Origin of the sequence: Mesorhizobium sp. M1006, from assembly GCF_040318825.1 — a bacterium.
In the GTDB taxonomy this organism is placed as follows: domain Bacteria; phylum Pseudomonadota; class Alphaproteobacteria; order Rhizobiales; family Rhizobiaceae; genus Mesorhizobium.
Window position 1 is genome coordinate 80,571 of record NZ_JAMYMZ010000007.1, and the last position, 23,068, is coordinate 103,638.

Below are 23,068 nucleotides of genomic sequence, written 5' to 3' on the forward strand. Positions count from 1 at the left end.
TTCAGGCGCCTTCGACGATGACAAAGTGGCCGGTCGAGCCGGCGAGCCTGTACTTCAACGCCTCCTGGTATTCAGGCGAGCCGTAGCATTCCAGCGCCTTTTCATAGGATTCGAACTCCACCAGCACGTGGCGATTGCCTGCCGGTCCTTCCGGGCTGGTGTACCGCCCGGCGCGCACCGGGAACTTCGCGCCGTATTTCGCGAAAGCCGCGGCATTGGCCTCGATATATCGCTTGTAGATCTCGGGATCGCGGACATCGACCATTGCCATCCAATAGCCCTTCTTGCTCATGGTTCAGGGCCTCCAGCCTAGGAAATTGGTGATCAGCGCCAGGCCCAGCGCCTGGCTCTTCTCGGGGTGGAATTGCGTTCCGGCGAGGTTGTCGCGAGCGACAGCGGCCGTTACCGGGCCGCCATAGTCGGCAACCGCCAGCACCTCATCCTCCTTCCGTGCATCGAGATGGTAGGAGTGGACGAAATAGGCATGCAGTCCCTTGCCACCCGTCGCAATGCCGGAAAACAGCGGATGCTTGCGCTTCAGGTCAATCGTGTTCCAGCCGATCTGCGGGATCTTCAGTGTCGGATCGGCCGGCGTGATCTCCTTGACGTCGCCGGCGACCCAGCCAAAGCCCTTTGTGACGGTCTTTTCCAGGCCTCGCTCCGACATCAGCTGCATGCCGACGCAGATGCCGAGGAACGGCCGAGCCTTGGCGATCGCCACCTCCTCGACCGCTTCCCACATGCCGGCTACCGCACGCAGTCCAGCGGCGCAATCGGCATAGGCACCGACGCCGGGCAGGACGATGCGGTCGGCGGTCCTGACCCGCTCGGCATCGGCGGTGAGTTCGATCGCGGCGGCAATACCGGCTTCATGCGCGGCACGCTCGAAGGCCTTGGTGGCCGAGCGCAGATTGCCCGACCCGTAATCGATGATCGCTACCCTCATCTCAGGGCTTTCCCGGAATATGGTTCAGCCCCAGCGCCAGGCCCATCTGCGCCGACCGGGCATGTGCTGCGTCTGGGACGATGCGTTGCACCGTCGGTTGTTCATCCGACTGAGCATCGGCTTCCAATGCATAGCGGAGGTCTGCGTCGTCGAGCCTGTCGGCCTCGACCACGCCCCATTCATGCCAGCCGCGACGGCGCAGGGCTGCGATCCGCAAGCCCTGCCCTTCCAGTCCGACAAAGAGCATGACAAGCAGGGATAAAAGCGAGCCGGCTGTTTCCAGGTCCAGCCTTTCGCCTAGCATCGAGAGCAGGCCCATGGCGACAAACGCCAATGCCGCCTCGACCCACAGCCGGTGCCAGGCCAGCCACAGCGGCGGCACCAGGAAGCCGAGCCAGGCAAAGCCGTCACGGATAAAGGTAGTGTCCACGCTTTCGCTGCGGCCTGGCGGCTTCATCACGACATAGATGGCCATGACGCTATCCTTTCAGGGATCCCTTGGTGGAGGGAACCGCGTCCGGCTGGCGCGGGTCGCGCTCAAGCGCCGAACGCAACACACGCGCCACGGCCTTGAAGCAGGTCTCGGCGATGTGGTGGTTGTTGGCGCCGTAATGATTGGTGACATGAAGCGTGATGCCGGCATTCTGCGCCAGCGCGTGGAAGAATTCGCGCACCAGCTCGGTATCGAACGTACCGATCTTCGGCGACGAGAACGAAACATTCCAGACCAGAAAAGGCCGGCCGGAGACATCGATTGCCGCCCGCGTCAGTGTCTCGTCCATGGCGAGATCGATCGAGGCGTAGCGCATGATGCCGCGCCGCTCGCCCAACGCCTTGGCCAGCGCCTGGCCGAGCGCGATGCCCGTATCCTCGACCGAGTGGTGGTCGTCTATGTGCAGGTCGCCCTTGGCCTTCACGGTCATGTCGATCAGCGAATGGCGCGACAACTGGTCCAGCATATGGTCGAAGAAGCCGACGCCCGTCGAAATGTCGGATTTGCCCGAGCCGTCGACCTGAACCGACACGGCGATGTCGGTTTCCCTGGTCTTGCGGCTTATCTCGGCGGAACGGGGCGCCATGACCTCATCCTTGTCTCAGATTTGCACGGTTCAGGCGTTCACATGCCTGAAAACGAAAGCCTTCTAGCAGCATGATCCGGCGATTGCCAGTTACCGCTGCGGAGCACAGTCCGGCCCGGCGGATGGCCGGTTTGCAATCATCCGGCCTATGCATACATATGGCCGATCAAGTCACTCGTAACGCGCCGATCGCCTCGATGGGATCGGTGCTGATCGGAGCAGAAAATGTCGAATGAACTGACCATGCATGCCACGACCATCCTGACCGTGCGCAAGGGCGGCAAGGTGGTGATCGCCGGCGACGGCCAGGTCAGCCTCGGCCAGACCATCATGAAGGGCAACGCCAAGAAGGTGCGCCGCATCGGCAAAAGCGGCAACGTCATCGCCGGTTTTGCCGGCGCCACCGCCGATGCTTTCACGCTGCTTGAGCGGCTCGAAGCCAAGCTCGAACAATATCCCGACCAGCTAACACGTGCCTGCGTCGAGCTCGCCAAGGACTGGCGCACCGACCGTTATTTGCGCCGGCTGGAAGCAATGATGCTGGTGGCCGACAAGTCGGTGTCGCTGGCGCTGACCGGCACCGGCGACGTGCTGGAGCCCGAATTTGGCGTCATGGCCATCGGCTCCGGCGGCAATTACGCGCTGGCGGCGGCACGCGCTTTGATGGACAGCGACAAGGGCGCAGAGGAGATCGCCCGCAAGGCGATGCAGATCGCGTCAGACATTTGCGTCTACACAAACAACAACTTCGTCGTCGAAACCCTCGATGCCGCCTGAGCGGAGCCTCCGCTATGGTTTTCGGCCGGTGATCCAGAGGGACCTGCCGATGATCGCCGGCTGGCTTGCCGAGCCGCATGTCGCCGAATGGTGGAACGACCCAGAGACCGAGATTGCGGAGATCCGCGAGCATATCGACAGCATTTCGGTCGAGCCGCTGATTATCGAGCTCGACGGAAAGCCCATCGGCTATTTGCAGAGCTACGATCCGCATCTGGAGGACGGCCATCCCTATAGCGACCAGCCGTTCGGCACGCTCGGCATCGATCTGTCGATCGGCGTGCCGGGGCTTGTCGGGGTCGGCCACGGCTCGGCGATCGTCCGGCAGTTCGTCGAGCAGCTTTTCGAGGAAGGTACGCCGCGCGTCATCATCGACCCGGACCCCGCCAATGCACGGGCTATCCGTGCCTATGAAAAGGCCGGTTTCAGGGCTATCGATCGCAGGAAGTCGGAATATGGCGATGCCGTGCTGATGGCGATTGATGCCCCAGAGGGCGACGCCGGACAGGGTGAGGCAAAAGAGGGGCAATAGCAGCATGAGCGTATCCAGCGACAAAACCGTCTCGGCCTACGAAGACAGCTGGCGAATGGGGCTTCTGTTGGTTCTCGGCCTGGTCATCTTCCAGGCCGGGGTCCTCTACGGCATGGGGCGGACGCCGATCTGTACCTGCGGCTATGTCAAGCTGTGGCACGGCATTGTGCAGAGCTCCGAGAATTCCCAGCATATTTCCGACTGGTACAGCTTCTCGCACATCATTCACGGCTTCTTGTTCTATGCGCTGGCGTGGTTCCTTTTCCCGCGCTCGCCGATCGGGCTCAGGCTGGCCTTTGCGGTGGTTATAGAGGGCGGCTGGGAGTTGCTCGAGAACAGCCCTTTCATCATCGACCGCTACCGCGCCGGCACAATCTCGCTCGACTATTATGGCGATAGCATCATCAATTCGGTGTCCGACACGCTGGCCATGGTGCTGGGGTTTGTCATGGCGCGAAGGTTTCCTATATGGGTGATCGTGACCCTCGCCCTCATCTTCGAATTCGGTGTCGGCTATCTCATCCGGGACAATCTGACACTCAACGTGATCATGCTGCTGCATCCGTTCGAGTCCATTCGGCAGTGGCAAAGTGGAATTTAGTGACATGAGCACCTTCTCTCCCCGCGAAATCGTTTCGGAACTCGACCGCTTCATCATCGGCCAGAAAGACGCCAAGCGTGCCGTGGCGATTGCCTTGCGCAACCGTTGGCGCCGCCAGCAGCTCGAGGGCCAGATGCGCGAAGAGGTGATGCCGAAGAACATCCTGATGATCGGCCCGACCGGTGTCGGCAAGACCGAGATTTCACGCCGCCTGGCACGCCTTGCCGGTGCGCCTTTCGTCAAGGTCGAAGCCACCAAGTTCACCGAGGTCGGTTATGTCGGCCGCGATGTCGAGCAGATCATCCGCGATCTGGTCGAGATCGCCATCGGGCTGGTGCGCGAGAAGATGCGCGAGGACGTCAAGGCGCGTGCCCACATCAACGCCGAGGAACGGGTGCTCGAAGCGCTCGTCGGCAAGACGGCGAGCCCGGCCACCCGCGACAGTTTCCGCAAGAAGCTGCGCGACGGCGAGCTCGACGACAAGGAGATCGAGATCGAAGTGGCCGATACCGGCAATGGCGGCATGCCTGGCTTCGAGATCCCCGGCATGCCGGGCGCCAATATCGGCGTGCTCAACATCAACGACATGCTGTCGAAGGCGATGGGCGGCAAGAAGACCAAGTTGCGCAAGACGACCGTCAAGGAGTCCTACGGGCTGTTGATCAGCGACGAGTCCGACAAGCTGCTCGATCAGGACGAAGTGGTGCGCAGGGCACTCGAATCGACCGAGAATGACGGCATTGTCTTCCTTGACGAGATCGACAAGATCGCCTCGCGTGAAGGCGGCATCGGTGCCGGTGTTTCGCGCGAGGGCGTCCAGCGCGACCTGTTGCCACTGGTCGAAGGCACCACGGTTGCGACCAAATACGGACCGGTGAAGACCGACCACATCCTGTTCATCGCTTCAGGTGCGTTCCACGTCGCCAAGCCATCCGATCTGCTGCCGGAATTGCAGGGCCGCCTGCCGATCCGTGTCGAGCTGCGGGCGCTGGAGAAGGACGATTTCGTCCGCATCCTCACCGAGACCGAAGCCAGCCTGATCAAGCAGTATATCGCGCTGATGAAGACCGAAGGCGTCGACCTGGTCTTCACCGATGACGCGATCGATTCGTTGGCCGGCATCGCCGTGGACCTTAACGCCAGCGTCGAGAATATCGGCGCCAGGCGGCTGCAGACGGTGATGGAACGGGTGCTGGACGATATCTCCTATGACGCGCCGGACCGCAACGGCACCTCGGTGACCATCGATGCCGCCTATGTCGAGAAGCATGTCGGCGACCTCTCCAGAAACACGGACTTGTCGCGTTTCATCCTGTAGGAGACGCTTCATTCTCGAAGAGGGTCGGGGAATTGCTCCCGGCCTCCCCAATTTGGCCCAGCATTCCCGATGTGTGGCCAAATGGAAGCATCCGGCAAGCTTTCGTCCCGTCGGGTGCAGGCGTCTCTCGACTCCCGGTGGAGCATTACCTAGTTTGCCGGCGACTATTTGGGCGGCGGCGCATGAAAAAACTGATCCTCGTCATTTTGGGGCTGACGCTGGCGGCAGCCATGTTCGCCGCGCAAGCGGCAACGATGGTGCCGCCGGGCAACCGCAACACCGAGCAGCCCGACATACCGGGCGCTTCGAGCCGGCGCACCCAGGCGACCAACACCACCTTCCAGGCGAAATACCGCAAAGTCTTTGCGCTGCTCCAGAACGATGCCGAGTTGCGCGGCAAGATCAAGCAGGCAGCCGCGGCCTATGGAATCGACCCAATGCATATCGTCGGCGCCATCGTCGGCGAGCACACCTACAATGTCGATGCCTACGACCGGCTGCAGACCTACTACGTCAAGGCGATTTCGTATCTGTCGAGCAAGCTCTCCTTTGCCTATGATGGCGAGGACATCTCCGATTTCGTGCAGCGGCCGCAATTTACGAAATGCGCAGGGAAGTCCGACAGCTACGATCTGTGGGAGTGCCGCGAACAGGTGTGGAACCGGTCGTTCCGTGGCAAGACCGTCGACGGCGAGAGCTTTCCCAACGACCGCTTAGGCGCCACTTTCTTCCAGCCTTATTATGCCGGGCAGACTTTTGGCCTTGGCCAGCTCAATCCGCTGACGGCGCTGCAAATGAGCGACCTCGTGCACAAGGTTTCCGGCCTGCCGGAACTCGACGTCGGCGATCCCAACGCGGTCTACAAGACCATCATGGATCCTGACCTGACACTGCCTTATGTCGCGGCGACGATAAGGAAGTCGATCGACGCCTATAGAAGCATTGCCGGCTTTGACATCTCAGGCAATCCCGGCATCACGTCGACGCTCTACAATGTCGGCAACCCCGAACAGCGCGCCTATGCGCTGAAGGCCGAGAACGACAAGCGCCGCGCTGCGGGCGAGCCGGAAAAACTGCCCGAGGAAAATTACTATGGCTGGCTGGTCAACGACAAGCTGCCGGAGCTGAAGGCGCTGTTTTAGCCGAACGCGCTCGGCCAATTATCCACGCGGCGTTCATGCCGCCAGCAGCGACTTCAGCTTGATCGCCTGCGAGCCCAGCGCTTCCGGCGCCGGCCTTGCCTGCTTCGCAATCAGCATCTCGGCCAGCCTTATGTCGCGGGCGACCGCGTTGCCGGCGCCGATGCCGCTTGCCGCAACCAGCCTGCCGTCTTCGGCGAGGTGGAACAGGATGAAGGCGCCGTCGCCGAGGTCGCGGCGCACGATGCTGCGGCCTTCGTCCGACAGGCCGGCGATCTGCAAGGTCAGGCCGTACTGATCCGACCAGAACCACGGCACCGCCGCATGGAACTCGCCGGCGCCAAGCATATTCCTTGCGGCGAGCGCGCCCTGCTCCTGTGCGTTGCGCCAGGCTTCGAGCCGCACGCGCCGGCCGCCATAGATGGCGAGCGGAAACGAACAGCAATCGCCGGCGGCAAAGACATCCCGGTCGCTGGTGCGAAGCTCGGCGTCGACGGCGATGCCATTGTCGACGGTCAGCCCCGCCTCCGCGGCAAGTCCGGTCACCGGCACGGCGCCGATGCCGATCACGGCTAGATCGGCGACAATGTCGCGTCCACCGGCGAGCGCGATGCGCACTTCGGCGCCATCATCGGCAATGGCGGCGATGCCCTCGCCGCACAGGATTTTCACGCCTTCCGCTTCATGCGCCTGATGGATGACCTCAGCGATCTCGGCTGGCACGCCGCGCATCAAGATGCGCGGCTGCGCCTCAATGATGGTGACCGCGGCACCCAGTCTGCGTGCCGCCGCGGCAAGCTCAAGCCCGATGAAGCCGCCGCCGACTATGGCGATGCGATTTCCGGCGCTGAGATGGGCGCGAATGGCCAGCGCGTCGTTGAAGGTCCGGAGGTAGACGCAGCGCCCGCCAAGGCCCGGCATAGGCAGCTTGCGCGGCACCGAACCGGTCGCCAGCAGGAGCTTGTCGTAGGCCAGGGCGGAACCGTCGGACAGGCGCACGACATGCGCCGTGCGGTCGATCGCCACAGCCAAAACCGAGTGGATATGCCGGATAGAGCGCTCGGCCAGGATCGCGTCGCTGGCGATCGCCTTGATCAGGGGCGCGTCGGCAACCATCGCGTCTTTCGACAGCGGCGGGCGCTCATAGGGCAGATGCGGCTCGTCGCCGACCAGCGTCACCGGGCCATCATAGCCGAGCTCGCGCAGCGCAAGGGCGGCGCGCCCGCCGCATTCGCCGGCGCCGATGATGACCATTCCCTTCGTCATCATCAACCGATCCGGACAAGGACTTTGCCGGCGTCGACTTTGACCGGATAAGTTCTTAGATCGACGCACACCGGCGCGCCCCTGGCAGCCCCTGTCTTGTAGTTGAAGCGGCCATTGTGCTTCGGGCACTCGATGATGTCGTCCATGACCAGCCCGTCGGCCAGATGCACCTTCTCATGCGTGCAAAGCCCGTCGGTGGCGAAATACTCGTCGTCGGGGCTGCGATAGATGGCAAAGGTGCGGCCGCCATGGTCGAAGCGCATCACGTCCTCTTCGTCGATGTCCTCGGCGTCACAGGCCTCGACCCAGTCGCTCATTTACGGGTCCCTCGATGTTTGGTGCCTTGGCATGGGCTTGTCATTCGGCAGCCACCGCAACAGCAGCGTTATCGCTGTGGAAATCCTCGCGATAGGGCCTCGCCGTCGGCGGCAGTTCGCGCTTGATGAAATAATCCTCATTGCGCAGCTGGCGCAGGAAAGCCGGTATCATCTCGCGGTAGCCGGCCAGGATGGATGGTGTCGGCGCCGGCAGATCGTGCTTGATCAGTTCGTGCAGCCTGGGCAGCGCGTGATAGGGCACCATGGGAAACATGTGATGCTCGACGTGGTAGTTCATGTTCCAGTAGATGAAGCGGCTTATCGGGTTCATGTAGACGGTGCGGCTGTTGAGCCGGTGATCGGTGACGTTTTCAGCCAGGCCGCCATGCTGCAGCAGGCCGACCATGACATGGTGCCACGCGCCGTAAAGCCTGGGCAGCCCGACCAGCATCAGCGGCAGGAACGAGCCGGTATAGAGCGCCAGCGCAATGGTCGCGGCATAGATTGTCGTCCAGATGCGGGCAATGCGAATTGCCTTCGGCTGCTCCTGGTCGGGAATGAAGGTTCTTTCGGCCGGATTGACGATACCGGCTGCATTGCGCAGCATGTCGCTCATCGCATGCCAGGCGTCGAGAATGCCGACGAAGTTGAGCACCACGCGCAGCAGATCGGGCGGACGCATCACCGAGATCTCCGGATCGCGGCCGACTATGATGGTATCGGTATGATGTCGCGTGTGGCTCCAGCGCCAGGTCACCGGGTTGCGCATAATCATGAAGCAGGCGACCTGATAGACCACGTGGTTCATCCACTGCGTCCTGAAAGCGGTGCCGTGGCCGCATTCGTGCCAGCGTGAGTCGGTGGAGGAACCGTAGAGGACGCCGTAGACGAAGAAGAACGGCACGCACCACCAGCTGCCCCAGAACCAGGCGGCGCCGGCGCCGCTGAGGATCATGGTGCCGAGCCAGATGATGGTGTCGCGGATCGCCGGGCCGTCGGAGCGCTGCATCAGCTCCTTCATCTGCTTGCGCGGCACGTCGGTGTGATACCACTCGGCCGCCGCCAGCCCGCTCTCGACGGCAAGCTTCGCGTCGCGGCCGATCAGGCTGTAGTCGCGTCGGGACGCTGCTGCGGAGCTCGTATTCCCGGTTCGGAGTCCAATATCCACCATAGCGGAGGCCTCGATCATATTCGGTCAGCGTTCAAAATAACGCCGAGCCCTGATAGGCTCAATATCACAAAGATAGTTTCTATCATTTTCCATCAGAATGGTGTAAAAGGGCCAAACAGTGGAATGAGGCAGCGATGGCGAAACGCCCGACGATCACCGACCTGGCGCGCATTTCGGGGGTCAGCGTTGCCACCGTCGATCGAGTGCTGAACAACCGCTTGCCGGTGCGCGAGGAAACCGCGCGCCGCGTCTATGAGGCCGCGACCAGCATCGGCTATCACGCAGCCGGATTGATCAAGCAGCGGATGCGCCATGAATTGCCCGAATACCGGCTCGGGTTCCTGCTGTTGAGGCGGGAGGACGTCTTCTACAGCGAATTTGCCCGCGAGCTTGAACTGGCGGTATCGCAGTCGCCGCGCTTTCGCGGCGTGGCCACCATCGACTTCGCCGCTTCGCTGGCGCCGGACGAGATCGTCGAGCGGATGCGCAAGCTGGCCGCCAAATCCAGGGCCGTCGCCCTGGTCGGGCCTGATCACCCGACGCTGACGGTCGCCGTCGAGGCTCTCAAAGCCAATAGCGTACCGGTGTTCTCCCTGCTTTCCGACTTTGCGTCCGGTATTCGCGAGGGCTATGTTGGCCTGGACAATCGCAAGGTCGGCCGCACCGCTGCCTGGATGATCTCGAAGGCCGCGAAGAGACCTGGCAAGGTTGCCCTCTTCGTCGGCAGCCATCGCTTCCATGGCCATGAGCTTCGCGAGATCGGTTTTCGCTCCTTCTTTCGCGAGCAGGCGCCGGAATTCACTCTCCTCGAGACGTTGGTCAATCTGGAAGCGAACCAGATCACGCATGATGCAATGATCGAGCTTCTGGCCCGGCACCCTGATCTCGCCGGTTGCTATGTCGCCGGTGGCGGCATGGAAGGCGCGATCTCGGCGCTGAGGGAGGCAAAGCCGGCTGAGATGCCGGCGGTCGTCTGCAACGAGATCACGCCCGACTCCCGCGCGGCGCTGGCAGATAATTTCCTGACCATGGTGATCTCGACGCCACTGGCGGCGCTTTGCCGCGAGCTTGTCGGGCTGATGGCGCATGCCATCGAGACCGGCGCTGCGAATGCGCCGGGCCAGACCTTTCTGCCCTTCGACATTTATCTGCCAGAAAACATCTGACGTCGCGGTCATCGGCGGCAGACATGATGTAATCTATCAGAATGCTTTCAGGCCTCGCTTGCCTGAGCGTCCGTCCAAAAGCGCTCGAAATGCCGAAAATCCATTCCTCATGGCGAAATCTCGCTTGACGCCCACGCGAAATGGAATAAATATTTCACCATCTGAGCATTTTGGTTCTTTCGTTCCGGAAGATCTGTTTCAGGCAAATGCCTCTGGAACCAAAAATGGCAATCGGGAGAGAATTCCCTGCGAGATCGGGGATTCCGGGTAGATCGGTGCAGCCGGACACCAATGTGGAGGAGAAATAAAATGAAAAAACTGCTTTTGGGCGTCGCGTTCGCGGCGCTAATGAGTTCGTCCGCCTTTGCCGCCAAGATCGGCGTGTCGATGGCGTTGTTCGACGACAATTTTCTCACCGTGCTGCGCAACGGCATGATTGAACAGGCCAAGGGCATGGACGGCGTCGAGCTGCAGGTGGAGGATGCGCAGAACGACGTCGCCAAGCAACTCGACCAGATCAAGAACTTCGCCGCCTCAGGCGTCGACGCCATCATCGTCAACCCGGTCGACACCTCGGCGACCCAGGCGATGTCGGACGCAGCCGCCGCTGCCAAGATTCCACTGGTCTATGTCAATCGCGAGCCGGTCAACGTCGACACGCTGCCCGAAAACGAGGCCTTCGTCGCCTCGAACGAAGCCGATTCCGGCACGCTCGAGACCAAGGAGGTCTGCCGCCTCTTCAAGGAGGCCGGCAAGACTGAAGCCAATGTCTATGTGATCATGGGCGAGCTGTCGAACCAGGCAGCGGTGCAGCGCACCAAGGACATTGATGACGTGATCGCCACACCGGAGTGCAGCTTCATCAAGATCATCGACAAGCAGACGTCGAACTGGAAGCGCGAAGAAGCGCAGAACCTGATGACCAACTGGCTGTCGACCGGCAAGCCGTTCGACGGCGTCATCGCCAATAATGACGAAAGCGCCATCGGCGCCATCCAGGCGATGAAGGCCGCCAACATCGACATGAAGTCGGTTGTCGTCGGCGGGGTCGACGCTACCCAGGATGCGCTTGCCGCGATGCAGGCGGGCGACCTCGATGCGACGGTGTTCCAGGACGCGGCCGGCCAGGGTGCCGGCGCGCTTGACGCAGCGCTCAAGCTGGCGAAGGGCGAGAAGGTCGAGCACAAGGTCTACATCCCGTTCCAGCTGGTCACGCCGGCAAATATCGACAAGTTCCTGAAGAAGAACTGAGGCGGACCTGTCCGATACGGAGCGGCGCGCCAAAGTAAGACAGCGCCGCTCCGCTTTTTCCCTCTCGGCCTGAACAGCGCCGAGTGGAGACTGTGGCTGACGGAGGAAGCACGATTGGCACAGACATCTCACGGCGTCGGCGGGCTCAGCTATGATGCGAAGCGGCGCGCATGGCCGGCCGAATTCAACGTCTTCCTGGCGCTCGTCATCCTGGTCGGCGCTTTCGAGCTGATCGGCCGGGTCTTCCTGGGCGACAGCTTCCTTTTCAATACCCGCGACAATATCGATGCGATCTTCAACGAAGCGCGGCTGCAGATCATCATCCTGCAGGTGTCGATCGTCGGCATTATTGCCATCGGCGTGACGCAGGTGATCATTACCGGCGGCATCGACCTGTCCTCAGGTTCGATCGTCGGCGCCACGGCGATGATAGCCATGAGCTTCGCCCAGGTGGCGACCGTCAATGGCAACCCGAACCCCAAGGCGATGTTCATCGCCCAGGGCTGGACCGACCTGCCGGTGATCGTGCCCGTGCTGGTCGCGATCGGCTGCGGCCTGCTGGCCGGCCTGGTCAACGGCGCTTTGATCGCCTACACGCGCATCCCGCCGTTCATCGCCACGCTCGGCATGATGGTCACCGCACGCGGCATCGCCAAATGGTGGTCAAAGGGGCAGCCGATCTCGTTTCCGACCGAGAGTTTCGCCGCCATCGGCAAGGGGCTGATGCCGGTCATCATTTTCATATCGCTCGCAGTGCTGTTCCAGCTGATCCTGAGTTACACCAAATATGGCAAGCACTGCTATGCAATCGGCTCCAATGAGGACGCCGCGCGCATGTCCGGCATCAACATCGCCAACCACAAGATCCTCGTCTACGTCATTGCCGGCGTCCTCGCCGCGCTCGCCGCCGTGGTGCTGAGCTCCAAGAATCTCACCGCCCAGGCCGGCATGGGTGTAATGTACGAGCTCGACGCGATCGCCATGGCGGTTATCGGCGGCGTCTCGCTGTCGGGCGGCCGCGGTTCGATTATCGGGACGGTGATCGGCTCGCTGATCTTCGGCGTCATCATCTCCGGCTTCACCTTTCTGCGCCTCGACGCCTATTATCAGGAGATGGTCAAAGGCGTGATCATCGTCGGCGCAGTCGTACTCGACCAGTGGCGCCAACGCCTGCGGGCGATGAGGGCTTGATCATGTCGGACATCGTCCTGAAGACCGAAAACCTGACCAAGTATTATGGCGGCGTCCATGCGCTGGAGGGTGCCGACTTCGAGCTGCGCAAGGGCGAGCATGTCGCCATCATGGGCGACAACGGCGCTGGCAAATCGACCTTCGTACGCCAGATCACCGGCGTCGAGCAGCGCACCAGCGGCAGGATGTGGTTCGACGGCAAGGAAGTGAATTTTGCCGGCCCCATCGAAGCCCGCGAGGCGGGCATCGAGACGGTGTTCCAGAACCTGGCGCTCGCCGACGACCTCGACGTGCCGTCGAACCTGTTCCTCGGCCGCGAGCGGGTGCTTTTCAATCTCGGGCCCTTCTCGATCCTCGATCGCAAGTTCATGCGCAAGGCGACCGAGGCAGCCTTGGTCCGGACAGCGGTCAAGATCCCCAATCTTTCCAATACTATCCGCCACATGTCGGGCGGCCAGCGCCAGTGCGTGGCGATTGCCAGAACCGCGACCTTTGCTTCCAAGCTCATCATCATGGATGAGCCGACGGCGGCACTCGGCGTGCAGGAGACGATGCAGGTCGAAAACATCATCCGCACGCTGAAGGAGAATGGCGAACCGCTGATCCTGATCTCTCACAACATGCGCCAGGTGTTCGACCTGGTCGACCGCATCGTCGTTTTCCGGCGCGGCCGCATCGTCGCCAATTTGCGCAAGCAAGACACCGACGGCAACGATATCGTCTCCTACATCACCGGTGCCAAGACCGGGCAGGCAGAACTTGCGGCGTAACGGCCAACGCCGAGCCACAGGCGCTGACACGCCCTCCCTTCCGAACCATCCTCAAAGGAAAATTCTTCATGCCTCTTCGCTTTGCTCTTCTCGGTGCCGGCCGTATCGGCAAGGTCCATGCTCGCGCCGTTGGTTCCAATCCGCAGGCCAGGCTGGTTGCGGTTGCCGACGCCTTCGAGAAGGCGGCGACCGATCTGGCCTCTGCCTATGACGCCGAAGTGCGCAGCATCGATGCCATCGAGAAGGCCGGCGATATCGACGCGGTCGTCATCTGCACGCCGACCGACACTCATGCCGATCTGATCGAACGCTTCGCCAAAGCGGGTAAAGCGATTTTCTGCGAAAAGCCGATCGACCTCGACGCCGCCAGAGTGGAAGAATGCCTGGCCGTCGTCGACAAGGCCGGCGCCACCCTGATGGTCGGCTTCAACCGCCGCTTCGATCCGCATTTTGCCGCCGTGCGCAAGGCGATCGACGACGGCGCCATCGGCACTGTCGAAATGGTGACAATCACCTCGCGCGATCCCGGCCCGCCGCCGCTCGACTATATCGGCCGCTCGGGCGGCATCTTCCGCGACATGACCATTCATGATTTCGACATGGCGCGCTTCCTGCTCGGCGAGGAGCCGGTGGCGGTCAGCGCTCACGCTTCGGTGCTGGTCGACAAGAAGATCGGCGAGGCCGGCGACTTCGACAGCGTCAGCGTCATCCTCGAAACTGCCTCCGGCAAGCAATGCGTTATCTCCAACTCGCGCCGCGCCACCTACGGCTACGACCAGCGCATCGAGGTGCATGGCTCGAAAGGCATGATTGCGGCCGAGAACCAGCGGCCGGTGTCGATCGAACTGGCCAATGAGAAAGGCTATACGCGGCCGCCGCTGCACGATTTCTTCATGACCCGTTATCTCGACGCTTATGCCAACGAGATCGCTGCCTTCATCGCGGCAGCGACGTCAGGCAAGAAGGCGGCGCCGAGCGGCAAGGACGGGCTGGTGGCGCTCAGGCTGGCGGATGCGGCGCTGAAATCGGCCAAGGAAGGCAAGACCGTCCGCCTCGACAAAACAATCTGACTATCAAGCACAGGAGCAAGGCGATGAACGGTTCCGCCGGTCGCAATTCCGAAACACGCGCCATCGTCACCGGCGGCGCACAAGGCATCGGCTTTGCCGTCGCCGAAGCGCTGGCCGATGAGGGTTGCCGGGCGCTGGCGCTGATCGGCCGCTCGCAGGAGAAGGGCGACAAGGCTGTCGCCATCCTCAAGGGGGCAGGCGTCGATGCCATCTTCATCAGCGCCGACGTCTCAAAAGTGGCCGACTGCAAGCGTGCGGTCGAAACGGCGATTGGCCATTTTGGTTCCGTCAACGCGCTGGTCAACGCCGCTGCCACCTCGGCTCGCGGCTCGCTGGTCGAGACCTCCGAGGATCTGTTCGACCAGATATTCCAGACCAATGTGCGCGGCCCGTTTTTCCTGATGCAGGGCGTGGTGGCGCATTTGCTGGCGCGCCAGGCACCGGGCTCGATCGTCAACGTGCTGTCGATGTCGGCGCATTGCGGCCAGTCGTTCCTGGCGCCTTATTCGTCAAGCAAGGGAGCGCTGGCGACACTCACCAAGAATGTCGCCAATGCCTATCGCGGCAATCGCATCCGCTGCAATGCGGTGCTGCCCGGCTGGATGGACACCGAGGGCGAGGCGATCGTGCAGAAGAAATGGCACGACGCCCCGGAGGACTGGTTGGAGAAGGCCGAAGCCGCGCAGCCGATGGGCCAATTGGTGAAGCCGGCGCAGCTTGCCCGGTTGATCAGCTATATGATCAGCCCGCAGTCCGGCGTCATGACCGGGTCGCTGGTCGATTACGACCAGAGCGTCGCCGGGTCGTCGCCGGAATAACGCCGGCAAGTCTAGCGGAACGCTTCGTCATCCACGGGCGGAGCAAGGAGCGCAGCGACGCGGCGCAGACCCGAGGATGACGAAGTTCGGGGGGCTTCAGCCAATCGCGAATGGGCTGGAGTAAACCTCCTCCTCACCAGGCACGTGACAAGCGCATCCGCATCGACTATATCAGCCCTCATGATCAACCTGACCGCCACATATTGGTACTTTATGAGCTCGCTGGCGGCGGGAGGATTGCGCTCGATCTGAAGATTGCAGCAACAATATCCGAACAGCCGCCAGACCTGGCGGCTTTTTTGTTTCAGCCGGCAGGTCTCCCAATCAGGAGCATAAGCCGTGTTGACGACCACAGACGATCTTCGGGTCAAAGAAATAAGGGAATTGAGCACGCCGGACGAGGTGATGCGGGAGATACCGCGCACGCTGACGGCGACGCGCACCGTTGCCGCGTCACGCAATGCGATCCACGCGGTGCTGACCGGCACCGACGATCGGCTGGTGGTCGTCGTCGGCCCCTGTTCAATCCACGACCCGGCCGCCGCCGTAGACTATGCCAGCCGTTTGGCATCGCTGCGTGAAAACCTGTCGGACCGGCTGGAGATCGTGATGCGGGTTTATTTCGAGAAGCCGCGCACGACGATCGGCTGGAAGGGCCTGATCAACGATCCCGACCTCGACGGCAGCTTCAACATCGACAAGGGTCTGCGGATGGCCCGCAACGTGCTCTCGGCGGTCAACAATCTCGGCCTTCCCTCAGCGACCGAGTTCCTCGACATGACAACTCCGCAATACATTGCCGACCTCGTCGCCTGGGGCGCGATCGGCGCGCGCACGACCGAGAGCCAGATCCACCGCGAACTCGCATCAGGCCTGTCCTGCCCGGTCGGCTTCAAGAACGGCACCGACGGCAATTTGCGGATCGCGGCCGAGGCGGTGAAATCCGCCGCCCAGCCGCACCATTTCATGGCGGTGACGAAAGGTGGGCGCAGCGCCATCGCGACGACCACCGGCAACGAGGACTGCCACGTCATCCTGCGCGGCGGCATTGTGCCCAACTACGACGCGGCAAGCATAGCTGCTGCCTCCGCTGAGCTCGGCCGGATCGGCGTGGCGCCTCGGCTGATGATCGATGTCAGTCATGCCAACAGCAACAAGAAACCGGAAAACCAGCCGCTGGTGGCGGCTGACGTGGCGGGCCAGATCGCGGCGGGCGACGAGCGCATCATCGGCATCATGATCGAGAGCAACCTCGTCGCCGGCCGGCAGGACGTCGTGCCCGGCAAGCCGCTCGTCTATGGCCAGAGCATCACCGACGGCTGTATCGACTGGGAAACCACCGAAACGGTGCTGCACGGCCTTGCCGACGCCGTCGAGCGGCGCCGGTCGGCGCGACGCGCCATGATCGCTGGCCGTCCGGGAGCCGCCTGAGCACTTCTCCTTCTCCCCTTGTGGGAGAAGGTGGATCGGCGCGCAGCGCCGAGCCGGATGAGGGGTGCTGGAAGAAACTCGGCGCAAAAATATTGAGGGATTTGAAGGGCTTATTCTTTGCTGTAGCGATCCGTCCAAAACCCCTCATCCGACCGAGCTTCGCTCGGCCACCTTCTCCCACAAGGGGAGAAGGGGCTTATTACCGCACCTCCACCCAGCGCTGTTCCGCGAACGAGCGCGCCATCGCGTGCACCGTGCGCTCGATCTCCAGGCCTTCGTCGAAATCGATGATCCGCGCCGGCTTGCCGGCAAGTCGCGTCAACAGTTCCCGGCATTCGATAATCTTGAGGTCATTAAAGCCAAGGCCGTGACCGGGCGCCGGCAGGAAGGCGTCATAAGGCTTATGATGCGGCGCCACCAGGATGGTGCGGTAGCCTTGCTCGGTCGGCCGGTCGGCCGTCAGATAGAGTTGGAACTCATTCATCCGCTCCTGGTCGTACAGGATCGAGCCCTTCGAGCCAAAAATCTGGATGGCGATCCGGCCTTTGCGGCCCCAGGCCGAACGGTTGACCAGCAGCGTGCCGGCGATGCCGTTTTCGAGATGCATCAGGATGCTGGCGATGTCGTAGGTCTCGACCGCGCGGCGCCCGCCCGAGGCGACGCGGCGGTCGGCATAGGGTTTGGCCATGTCGCACATGACGCGGGCAACGCGGCCGAACAGTATGGCGATGAGCGACAGCGGGTGCACGGCGAAATCGTCGAGCGCGCCGTAGCCGGACGCCGCCTCGTGCTTCCAGAAGAACAGCGCCTCCGGATCGGCCATGAAGTCCTCGTCCATCTCGATACGCAGATGGTTGACCTCGCCGATGATCTTCTCGTCGAGCAGCGCCCCGATATGGCGGATCGCTGGGTTCTGGATGTAGTTATAGCCCAGCGCGGCGACCTTGCCGGACTTTTGGGCCGCCGCAGCCATTGCTTGCGCCTCCGCAAAATTCGGCGCCATCGGTTTTTCACACCACAGATGCTTGCCGGCTTCGAGGATGGCGATGGCCATTTCCGGGTGGAACTGGTTCGGCGTGGTCAGCGAGATGACATCGACATCCGGGTCGTCGACGACAGCGCGCCAGTCACCGGACGCCTTGGCGAAGCCGAATTCGCTGGCACGGCGTTTGGCAAGATCCTCGTTGACCTCGCCCAGATGGACCAGCCTTGGCTTGGCCACATCGGGAAAGACGGTGCCGACCGCGTTCCAGGCAATGGCGTGGCACTTGCCCATGAAACCCGTGCCGATAAGACCTACCCCGACCATCCGCTTGCCTCCCTGTGCGCAAAATTTGTGTGGATGAATTAGTCCATTTTGTCTGCAGATGGAACGCTTGTCTCATTTTTTATGGTGTTCTTGCACAGGCCCGCTATGATGGGCCACAGAGGGAACCAGACGATGAGCCTGGGCGGAGCGACGATGGACGAACGGGTGCCGCGCGATTTCGAGACGCTGCGGGCGACGATACTGGAGCGGCGTCAGAGCCTGCCGAAACGTATCGCCCAGATCGCCGCCTATGCGCTCGACAACCCAGACGATATCGCCTTCGGCACCGCTGCCAGCATCGCCGCTTCCGCCGGTGTCCAGCCTTCGACCCTGATCCGCTTTGCCCAGCAGCTTGGTTTTGATGGTTTCACCAGCCTGCAGTTGGTGTTTCGCGAGCGCCTGCGCGAGCGCAACTCATCCTATGATGAAAGGCTGGCGGCATTGCGCGCCAAGGCCGAGGAAGGCGCCGGCCACCGCGCGATTTTCGACGGTTTTGTTGCCGCAGCCAGTACCTCGCTCAACGACATTTCGCGCACGCTGAATGAAGACCATTTCGAAGATGCGATCACCGTGCTGGCCAAGGCCGAAACCATTTACGTGCTGGCCAAGCGGCGCTCCTACCCGGTCGCCTCCTATATCGCCTATGCATTGGGCAAGCTCAAGATCCGCAACCAGCTGATCGAATCGGCCGCCGGCCTCAATGCAGAGATGATCGGCTTTGCCTCTCCAAGGGACGCCGTGATCGCCATCAGCTTTTCGCCCTATGCCCCGGCCACCATCGAGGAGGCGCGCGTCATTTCGGAGCAAGGCGTGCCGATCGTGGCGATTACCGACAGCTCCTTTTCGCCACTCGCTCAATTCGCCAGGGTCTGGTTCGAGGTCGCCGAGGCCGATTTCGCCGGCTTCCGCTCGCTGTCGGCGACGATGGCTTTGGCTATGGCGCTGACCGTCGCGGTCGGCGAGAAGCGGCGCGATAGCGGCCGCAAGCGCAAGCCTTAGATCACCTCTATTGCCGTTTCGCCTTCTGCCGAAAGCCGCGCTGCGTCGCGTGCAGGCGGCGACCCGAACTGGCGGGCATACTCCCGGCTGAACTGGGAAGCACTCACATAGCCGACGGCGAAGGCGACACGTGCGACGTTGCCCGGCTGGGCAATCAGCAGATGGCGGGCTTCCAGCAAGCGGATTTGCTTTTGATACTGGATTGGGCTCATGGCCGTTGCCGCCTTGAAGTGACGATAAAACGCAGCACTGCTCATACGGGCAATCTCGGCCAGATCGCCGACCCGGACCGGCTGATGGGGATGCGAACGGATCCAGGCGATCGCCCGGCCAATCCGGGACAGATGGCCATCGGCGCGCGCAAGTTCACGAAGCTTTCCGCCTTGGGGGCCTTGCAGGAGCCGAAACAGCATCTCTCGCTCGATCATGGTCGCGAGCACGGGAATCTCCGCTGGCCGGTCAAGCAGCCGCATCATTCGACGCAACGCGTCGAGCAGGTCGTCATCAGCGGGAGAGGTGGAGAAACTGTCGCCACTGAGGGCCGGCGCGTGCTCGACGAGGAGCGCGGCGACGGCCTGCAGGTCAAGGGTCAAGCCAATGGCCAGGTAAGGACGCGCCGCGCTCGCTTCGATTATCTGGCTGATGGTGGGCGTCTCGACAGTATAGATGAAATAGCTGGCCGGATTGTAACGAAGAGCCCGGTCGCCGATCAGAACCGTCTTCGCGCCCTGCAGTACGAATAAGATCCCCGACCCCCACACCCCTGGTATTGGCGCCGTGGCGACTTCGCTGCGGCCGATCGAAACGCGGGGAATCGCCGTTCTTGTTCTTCGCCCGCGCGCATGGCGGCCGGCGATCTCGATCAACTCCTGCAGCGCTTCGCTCATTGCGCCAGCATCGCGCATTCGCACCAGCTGCGCAACAGCGTGAGAGGATTAGGCAAGAACCGGAGAATTTCCGGCGCGCGGCGCCCGCTGTCTCGCGCCATTTGTGGGTCTTCCACAGCAAACATGGAGACACCGATATGACGACATCGAAAAGCGCGCTGGTGACCGGCGCCAACAAGGGTATAGGCCGTGAAATCGCCCGGCAACTGGCGACCAAGGGCTTCAAGGTCTGGCTCGGCGCCAGGAGCGCCGAACGCGGCATGGCGGCGGCGCAGGCATTGCGCGCCGAAGGCCTCGACGTGGAGTGGCTTGAGCTGGACGTCACGCGGGATGACAGTGTGAAGGCGGCAGCCGAGGCATTCAGGCAGGCCAGCCCCTGCCTCGACGTGCTGGTGAACAACGCCGGCGTCGCCATCAATTACGACCTGCCGCCGAGCCAGCAGCGGATCGCCGACATCCAGGCCACCTACGACGTCAATGTCTTCGGCCCGATCCGCGTGACCCAGGCATTCCTGTCGCTGCTGCTGGCAGCACCTGCTGCCCGGATCGTGATGGTGAGCAGCTCCACCGGGTCCATCGGCCGGGCGCTCGATACCGCCACTGCGAACCACGCCGTTAACATGATGGGCTACGGCAGCTCCAAGACAGCCTTGAACGCCATCACGGTGGCATTCGCCAGGGAGCTCGCGCCGCAAGGCATCAAGGTCAACGCCGCGGCGCCCGGCTACACTGCCACCGATCTCAACGGGTATAAAGGTCACCGCACGGTGCAGCAGGCGGCCGAGATCGTCATTCACCTGGCGACCTTGGACGCCGATGGCCCGACCGCCGGGTACTTCAACGATGATGGCCCGCTTCCTTGGTAAATCAGCTGGTTTCAGTGGTAGACACTTGACGTTCGTCTGACTTCAAAGTTTCTGAACGCGCGAGCCTTGCACAGCACTTTTCAGCCTTGGGAATGCTCGTTCCATATTGACTATGGATTGGAATTATTATTTCATATTGCCGGCGCCACGCTGCCGCTCGCGCGTGTTACCCAATACAACAAGCCGATGGGAGGTTCGAATGGGCGAAGCCGTGGAAGCGAGACATGCGCCGCTCGACATCATCACCATCGGCCGCGCTTCCGTCGATCTCTACGGCCAGCAGATCGGCTCGCGCCTCGAGGACATTACTTCCTTTGCCAAGTCGGTCGGCGGCTGTCCGGCCAATATCGCGGTCGGTACTGCCAGGCTCGGCCTGCGCTCGGCGCTGCTCACCCGCGTCGGCAATGAGCAGATGGGCCGCTTCATCCGCGAGCAGCTGACCCGCGAGGGCGTTTCGGTCCAAGGTCTCAAGACCGATCCAGAGCGGCTGACCGCCCTGGTGCTGCTGTCGGTCGAGGATGAAGGCGTCTCGCCGATGATCTTCTATCGCAGCGATTGCGCCGACATGGCGCTTTCGAAAGACGATATCGATGAGGCGTTTATCGCTTCGGCACGCGCGGTCGTCGTCACCGGCACGCATTTTTCACGGCCCAACAGCGACGCCGCCCAACGCAAGGCGATCCGTATCATGAAAGCCAAGGGCGGCAAGGTGGTGTTCGACATCGACTACCGCCCGAACCTCTGGGGTCTCGCCGGCCACGCCGAAGGCTTCGAGCGCTATGTGAAATCCGACCGCGTCTCGGCGCAGTTGAAGACGGTGCTGCCCGATTGCGATCTCATCGTCGGCACCGAAGAGGAAATCATGATCGCCTCGGGCGCAGACGATTGCCTGAGCGCGCTGAAAACCATCCGCTCGCTGTCGGCGGCAACCATCGTGCTGAAACGCGGCGCCATGGGCTGCATCGTCTATGACGGGCCGATCAGCGACGACCTCGAGGACGGTATCGTCGGCAAGGGATTTCCAATCGAGGTCTACAATGTGCTCGGCGCCGGCGACGCCTTCATGTCGGGCTTCCTGCGCGGCTGGCTCGGCGAGGAAGGCTTGGCGACGGCGGCGACCTGGGCCAATGCCTGCGGCGCCTTTGCCGTGTCGCGGCTCCTCTGCGCACCGGAATACCCGACTTTCGAGGAATTGCAGTTCTTCCTGAAAAACGGCAGCAAGCATCTGGCGCTGCGCAAGGACGAGGCGATCAATCACATCCATTGGGCGACCACGCGCCGGCGCGACATCCCCTCGCTGATGGCGTTCGCCTGCGACCACCGCGTCCAGCTGGAGGATGTCGCGGCAAAAGCCGGCGCCGATCCGTCGCGAATCCCGGCTTTCAAGGTGCTGACGGTCAAGGCTGCGGCCAAGGTCGCGGCTGGCCGCGCCGGCTACGGCATGCTGCTCGACGAAAAATACGGACGCGAGGCGATGTTCGAATTCGCCCACCATTCCTTCGCCTGGCTCGGCCGGCCGGTCGAGTTGCCGGGTTCGCGGCCGCTTCGCTTCGAGTTCTCGCAAGACATAGGTTCGCAACTGACCGAATGGCCGGTCGACCACTGCATCAAGTGCCTGTGCTTCTATCATCCCGACGATCCCGCGGCGCTGAAGAGCGAACAGCAGCAGAAACTGCGCGCTTTGTTCGAGGCCGCGCGGAAAATGGGCAGAGAACTTCTGGTCGAGATCATCGCCGGCAAGCACGGCAGGCTCGACGACATGACCATCCCGCGCGCGCTCGAGGAACTCTACGCACTCGGCATCAAGCCCGATTGGTGGAAGCTCGAACCGCAGGCATCGGCCGGCGCATGGGCAAAGATCGAAGCGGTGATCCTGAAGCACGATCCGTGGTGCCGTGGAATTGTGCTGCTTGGCCTGGAAGCGCCGCAGGACGAGCTGGAAGCGGCCTTCGCCGCCACCGCCAAGGCGCCTATCGTCAAAGGCTTCGCTGTCGGCCGCACCATCTTCATTAACGCGGCCGAACAATGGCTTGCCGGCAAGATGTCGGACGAGGAGGCGGTGGCCGACATGGCATCGCGTTTCGAAAAACTGACCGAGGCATGGCTTGCCGCGCGCGGTCGCAAAGCAGCATAAGAAGGCGCGACATAAGCACTGCGGAGGAAC

24 protein-coding genes are annotated in these 23,068 nt (G+C 62.3%); 15 read left to right on the forward strand and 9 right to left on the reverse strand.

Translation table 11 applies throughout. The annotated features are described in order from the left end of the window. Position 1: 1 nt before the first annotated feature. The 4 genes from NKH60_RS08880 to hisB are packed head-to-tail and all read right to left on the reverse strand — an operon-like array spanning position 2 to position 2,025. On the reverse strand, positions 2 to 292 hold the full coding sequence (locus NKH60_RS08880; RefSeq protein ID WP_352472581.1) for a DUF1330 domain-containing protein: 291 nt from the start codon (positions 290 to 292) through the stop codon (positions 2 to 4). A 3-nt stretch (positions 293 to 295) separates the two neighbouring features. Continuing rightward, complete coding sequence (gene hisH / locus NKH60_RS08885; RefSeq protein ID WP_023677533.1) at positions 296 to 946, reverse strand: imidazole glycerol phosphate synthase subunit HisH; 651 nt, start codon at positions 944 to 946, stop codon at positions 296 to 298. Between the two features lies 1 nt (position 947). After that, complete coding sequence (locus tag NKH60_RS08890) at positions 948 to 1,421, reverse strand: DUF2628 domain-containing protein (RefSeq protein WP_352813974.1); 474 nt, start codon at positions 1,419 to 1,421, stop codon at positions 948 to 950. Positions 1,422 to 1,425: 4 nt separating this feature from the next. Beyond that, positions 1,426 to 2,025 (reverse strand): imidazoleglycerol-phosphate dehydratase HisB, encoded by a 600-nt coding sequence (gene hisB, locus NKH60_RS08895; RefSeq protein ID WP_352472583.1) that lies wholly within the window; start codon positions 2,023 to 2,025, stop codon positions 1,426 to 1,428. A 225-nt stretch (positions 2,026 to 2,250) separates the two neighbouring features. On the opposite strand from hisB, the gene hslV reads away from it, so the two are divergent. From hslV to NKH60_RS08920, 5 genes are all read left to right on the forward strand, one after another. After that, a complete protein-coding gene (hslV, locus tag NKH60_RS08900) occupies positions 2,251 to 2,802 on the forward strand; it encodes an ATP-dependent protease subunit HslV (RefSeq protein ID WP_352472584.1) in 552 nt (183 codons plus the stop codon). After that, complete coding sequence (locus NKH60_RS08905; protein ID WP_352472585.1) at positions 2,792 to 3,334, forward strand: GNAT family N-acetyltransferase; 543 nt, start codon at positions 2,792 to 2,794, stop codon at positions 3,332 to 3,334. Before hslV ends, NKH60_RS08905 begins: the two co-directional genes overlap by 11 nt. A 4-nt stretch (positions 3,335 to 3,338) precedes the next feature. Then, complete coding sequence (locus NKH60_RS08910) at positions 3,339 to 3,935, forward strand: DUF2585 domain-containing protein (protein WP_352832596.1); 597 nt, start codon at positions 3,339 to 3,341, stop codon at positions 3,933 to 3,935. Positions 3,936 to 3,939: 4 nt separating this feature from the next. Beyond that, positions 3,940 to 5,253, forward strand: coding sequence for an ATP-dependent protease ATPase subunit HslU (hslU, locus tag NKH60_RS08915; protein ID WP_254815924.1), 1,314 nt, complete (start codon positions 3,940 to 3,942; stop codon positions 5,251 to 5,253). Positions 5,254 to 5,435: 182 nt separating this feature from the next. Beyond that, positions 5,436 to 6,395 carry a DUF1402 family protein gene (locus NKH60_RS08920; RefSeq protein ID WP_352832598.1) on the forward strand — a complete coding sequence of 320 codons (960 nt, stop codon included), beginning with the start codon at positions 5,436 to 5,438 and terminating at the stop codon, positions 6,393 to 6,395. A gap of 33 nt (positions 6,396 to 6,428) precedes the next feature. Here NKH60_RS08920 and NKH60_RS08925 read toward each other — a convergent pair whose 3' ends face one another. From NKH60_RS08925 to NKH60_RS08935, 3 genes are read right to left on the reverse strand one after another with little or no spacing between them, the layout of a single operon-like run. After that, positions 6,429 to 7,658 (reverse strand): NAD(P)/FAD-dependent oxidoreductase, encoded by a 1,230-nt coding sequence (locus NKH60_RS08925; protein WP_352832667.1) that lies wholly within the window; start codon positions 7,656 to 7,658, stop codon positions 6,429 to 6,431. Positions 7,659 to 7,660: 2 nt separating this feature from the next. Next, positions 7,661 to 7,975, reverse strand: coding sequence for a MocE family 2Fe-2S type ferredoxin (locus NKH60_RS08930; RefSeq protein ID WP_023677524.1), 315 nt, complete (start codon positions 7,973 to 7,975; stop codon positions 7,661 to 7,663). Positions 7,976 to 8,015: 40 nt separating this feature from the next. Then, on the reverse strand, positions 8,016 to 9,146 hold the full coding sequence (locus NKH60_RS08935; protein WP_352871958.1) for a fatty acid desaturase family protein: 1,131 nt from the start codon (positions 9,144 to 9,146) through the stop codon (positions 8,016 to 8,018). Between the two features lie 134 nt (positions 9,147 to 9,280). On the opposite strand from NKH60_RS08935, the gene NKH60_RS08940 reads away from it, so the two are divergent. The 7 genes from NKH60_RS08940 (at position 9,281) to NKH60_RS08970 (ending at position 16,843) form a co-directional block, all read left to right on the forward strand. After that, entirely contained in the window at positions 9,281 to 10,312 is a 1,032-nt protein-coding gene (locus NKH60_RS08940; RefSeq protein ID WP_352832603.1) for a LacI family DNA-binding transcriptional regulator, read from the forward strand. Between the two features lie 309 nt (positions 10,313 to 10,621). Then, complete coding sequence (locus NKH60_RS08945; protein ID WP_352871961.1) at positions 10,622 to 11,563, forward strand: sugar ABC transporter substrate-binding protein; 942 nt, start codon at positions 10,622 to 10,624, stop codon at positions 11,561 to 11,563. Between the two features lie 114 nt (positions 11,564 to 11,677). Then, positions 11,678 to 12,754, forward strand: a complete 1,077-nt coding sequence (locus NKH60_RS08950; protein WP_292655972.1) for an ABC transporter permease — start codon at positions 11,678 to 11,680, stop codon at positions 12,752 to 12,754. A 2-nt stretch (positions 12,755 to 12,756) separates the two neighbouring features. Further along, entirely contained in the window at positions 12,757 to 13,524 is a 768-nt protein-coding gene (locus NKH60_RS08955) for an ATP-binding cassette domain-containing protein (RefSeq protein WP_023677519.1), read from the forward strand. A 68-nt stretch (positions 13,525 to 13,592) separates the two neighbouring features. Further along, positions 13,593 to 14,594, forward strand: a complete 1,002-nt coding sequence (gene iolG / locus NKH60_RS08960) for an inositol 2-dehydrogenase (protein ID WP_352832606.1) — start codon at positions 13,593 to 13,595, stop codon at positions 14,592 to 14,594. A 23-nt stretch (positions 14,595 to 14,617) separates the two neighbouring features. Next, entirely contained in the window at positions 14,618 to 15,412 is a 795-nt protein-coding gene (locus tag NKH60_RS08965; RefSeq protein WP_352832609.1) for an SDR family oxidoreductase, read from the forward strand. A gap of 339 nt (positions 15,413 to 15,751) precedes the next feature. Continuing rightward, entirely contained in the window at positions 15,752 to 16,843 is a 1,092-nt protein-coding gene (locus tag NKH60_RS08970) for a 3-deoxy-7-phosphoheptulonate synthase (protein WP_352850022.1), read from the forward strand. Between the two features lie 199 nt (positions 16,844 to 17,042). On the opposite strand, the gene NKH60_RS08975 is transcribed toward NKH60_RS08970, so the two are convergent. Beyond that, positions 17,043 to 18,152 carry a Gfo/Idh/MocA family protein gene (locus tag NKH60_RS08975; RefSeq protein WP_352769550.1) on the reverse strand — a complete coding sequence of 370 codons (1,110 nt, stop codon included), beginning with the start codon at positions 18,150 to 18,152 and terminating at the stop codon, positions 17,043 to 17,045. A 153-nt stretch (positions 18,153 to 18,305) separates the two neighbouring features. On the opposite strand from NKH60_RS08975, the gene NKH60_RS08980 reads away from it, so the two are divergent. Further along, complete coding sequence (locus NKH60_RS08980) at positions 18,306 to 19,151, forward strand: MurR/RpiR family transcriptional regulator (protein WP_352540037.1); 846 nt, start codon at positions 18,306 to 18,308, stop codon at positions 19,149 to 19,151. On the opposite strand, the gene NKH60_RS08985 is transcribed toward NKH60_RS08980, so the two are convergent. Then, positions 19,148 to 20,038: an AraC family transcriptional regulator gene (locus tag NKH60_RS08985; RefSeq protein WP_352832614.1), complete on the reverse strand. Its 891-nt coding sequence runs from the start codon at positions 20,036 to 20,038 to the stop codon at positions 19,148 to 19,150. The genes NKH60_RS08980 and NKH60_RS08985 overlap by 4 nt on opposite strands. A 137-nt stretch (positions 20,039 to 20,175) precedes the next feature. Here NKH60_RS08985 and NKH60_RS08990 point away from each other — a divergent pair, with 137 nt between their 5' ends. Together NKH60_RS08990 and NKH60_RS08995 are read left to right on the forward strand one after the other, a co-directional pair. After that, positions 20,176 to 20,904 (forward strand): SDR family NAD(P)-dependent oxidoreductase, encoded by a 729-nt coding sequence (locus tag NKH60_RS08990; RefSeq protein ID WP_352832617.1) that lies wholly within the window; start codon positions 20,176 to 20,178, stop codon positions 20,902 to 20,904. Between the two features lie 199 nt (positions 20,905 to 21,103). Continuing rightward, positions 21,104 to 23,038 (forward strand): bifunctional 5-dehydro-2-deoxygluconokinase/5-dehydro-2-deoxyphosphogluconate aldolase, encoded by a 1,935-nt coding sequence (locus tag NKH60_RS08995; RefSeq protein WP_352832620.1) that lies wholly within the window; start codon positions 21,104 to 21,106, stop codon positions 23,036 to 23,038. Positions 23,039 to 23,068: the final 30 nt, after the last annotated feature.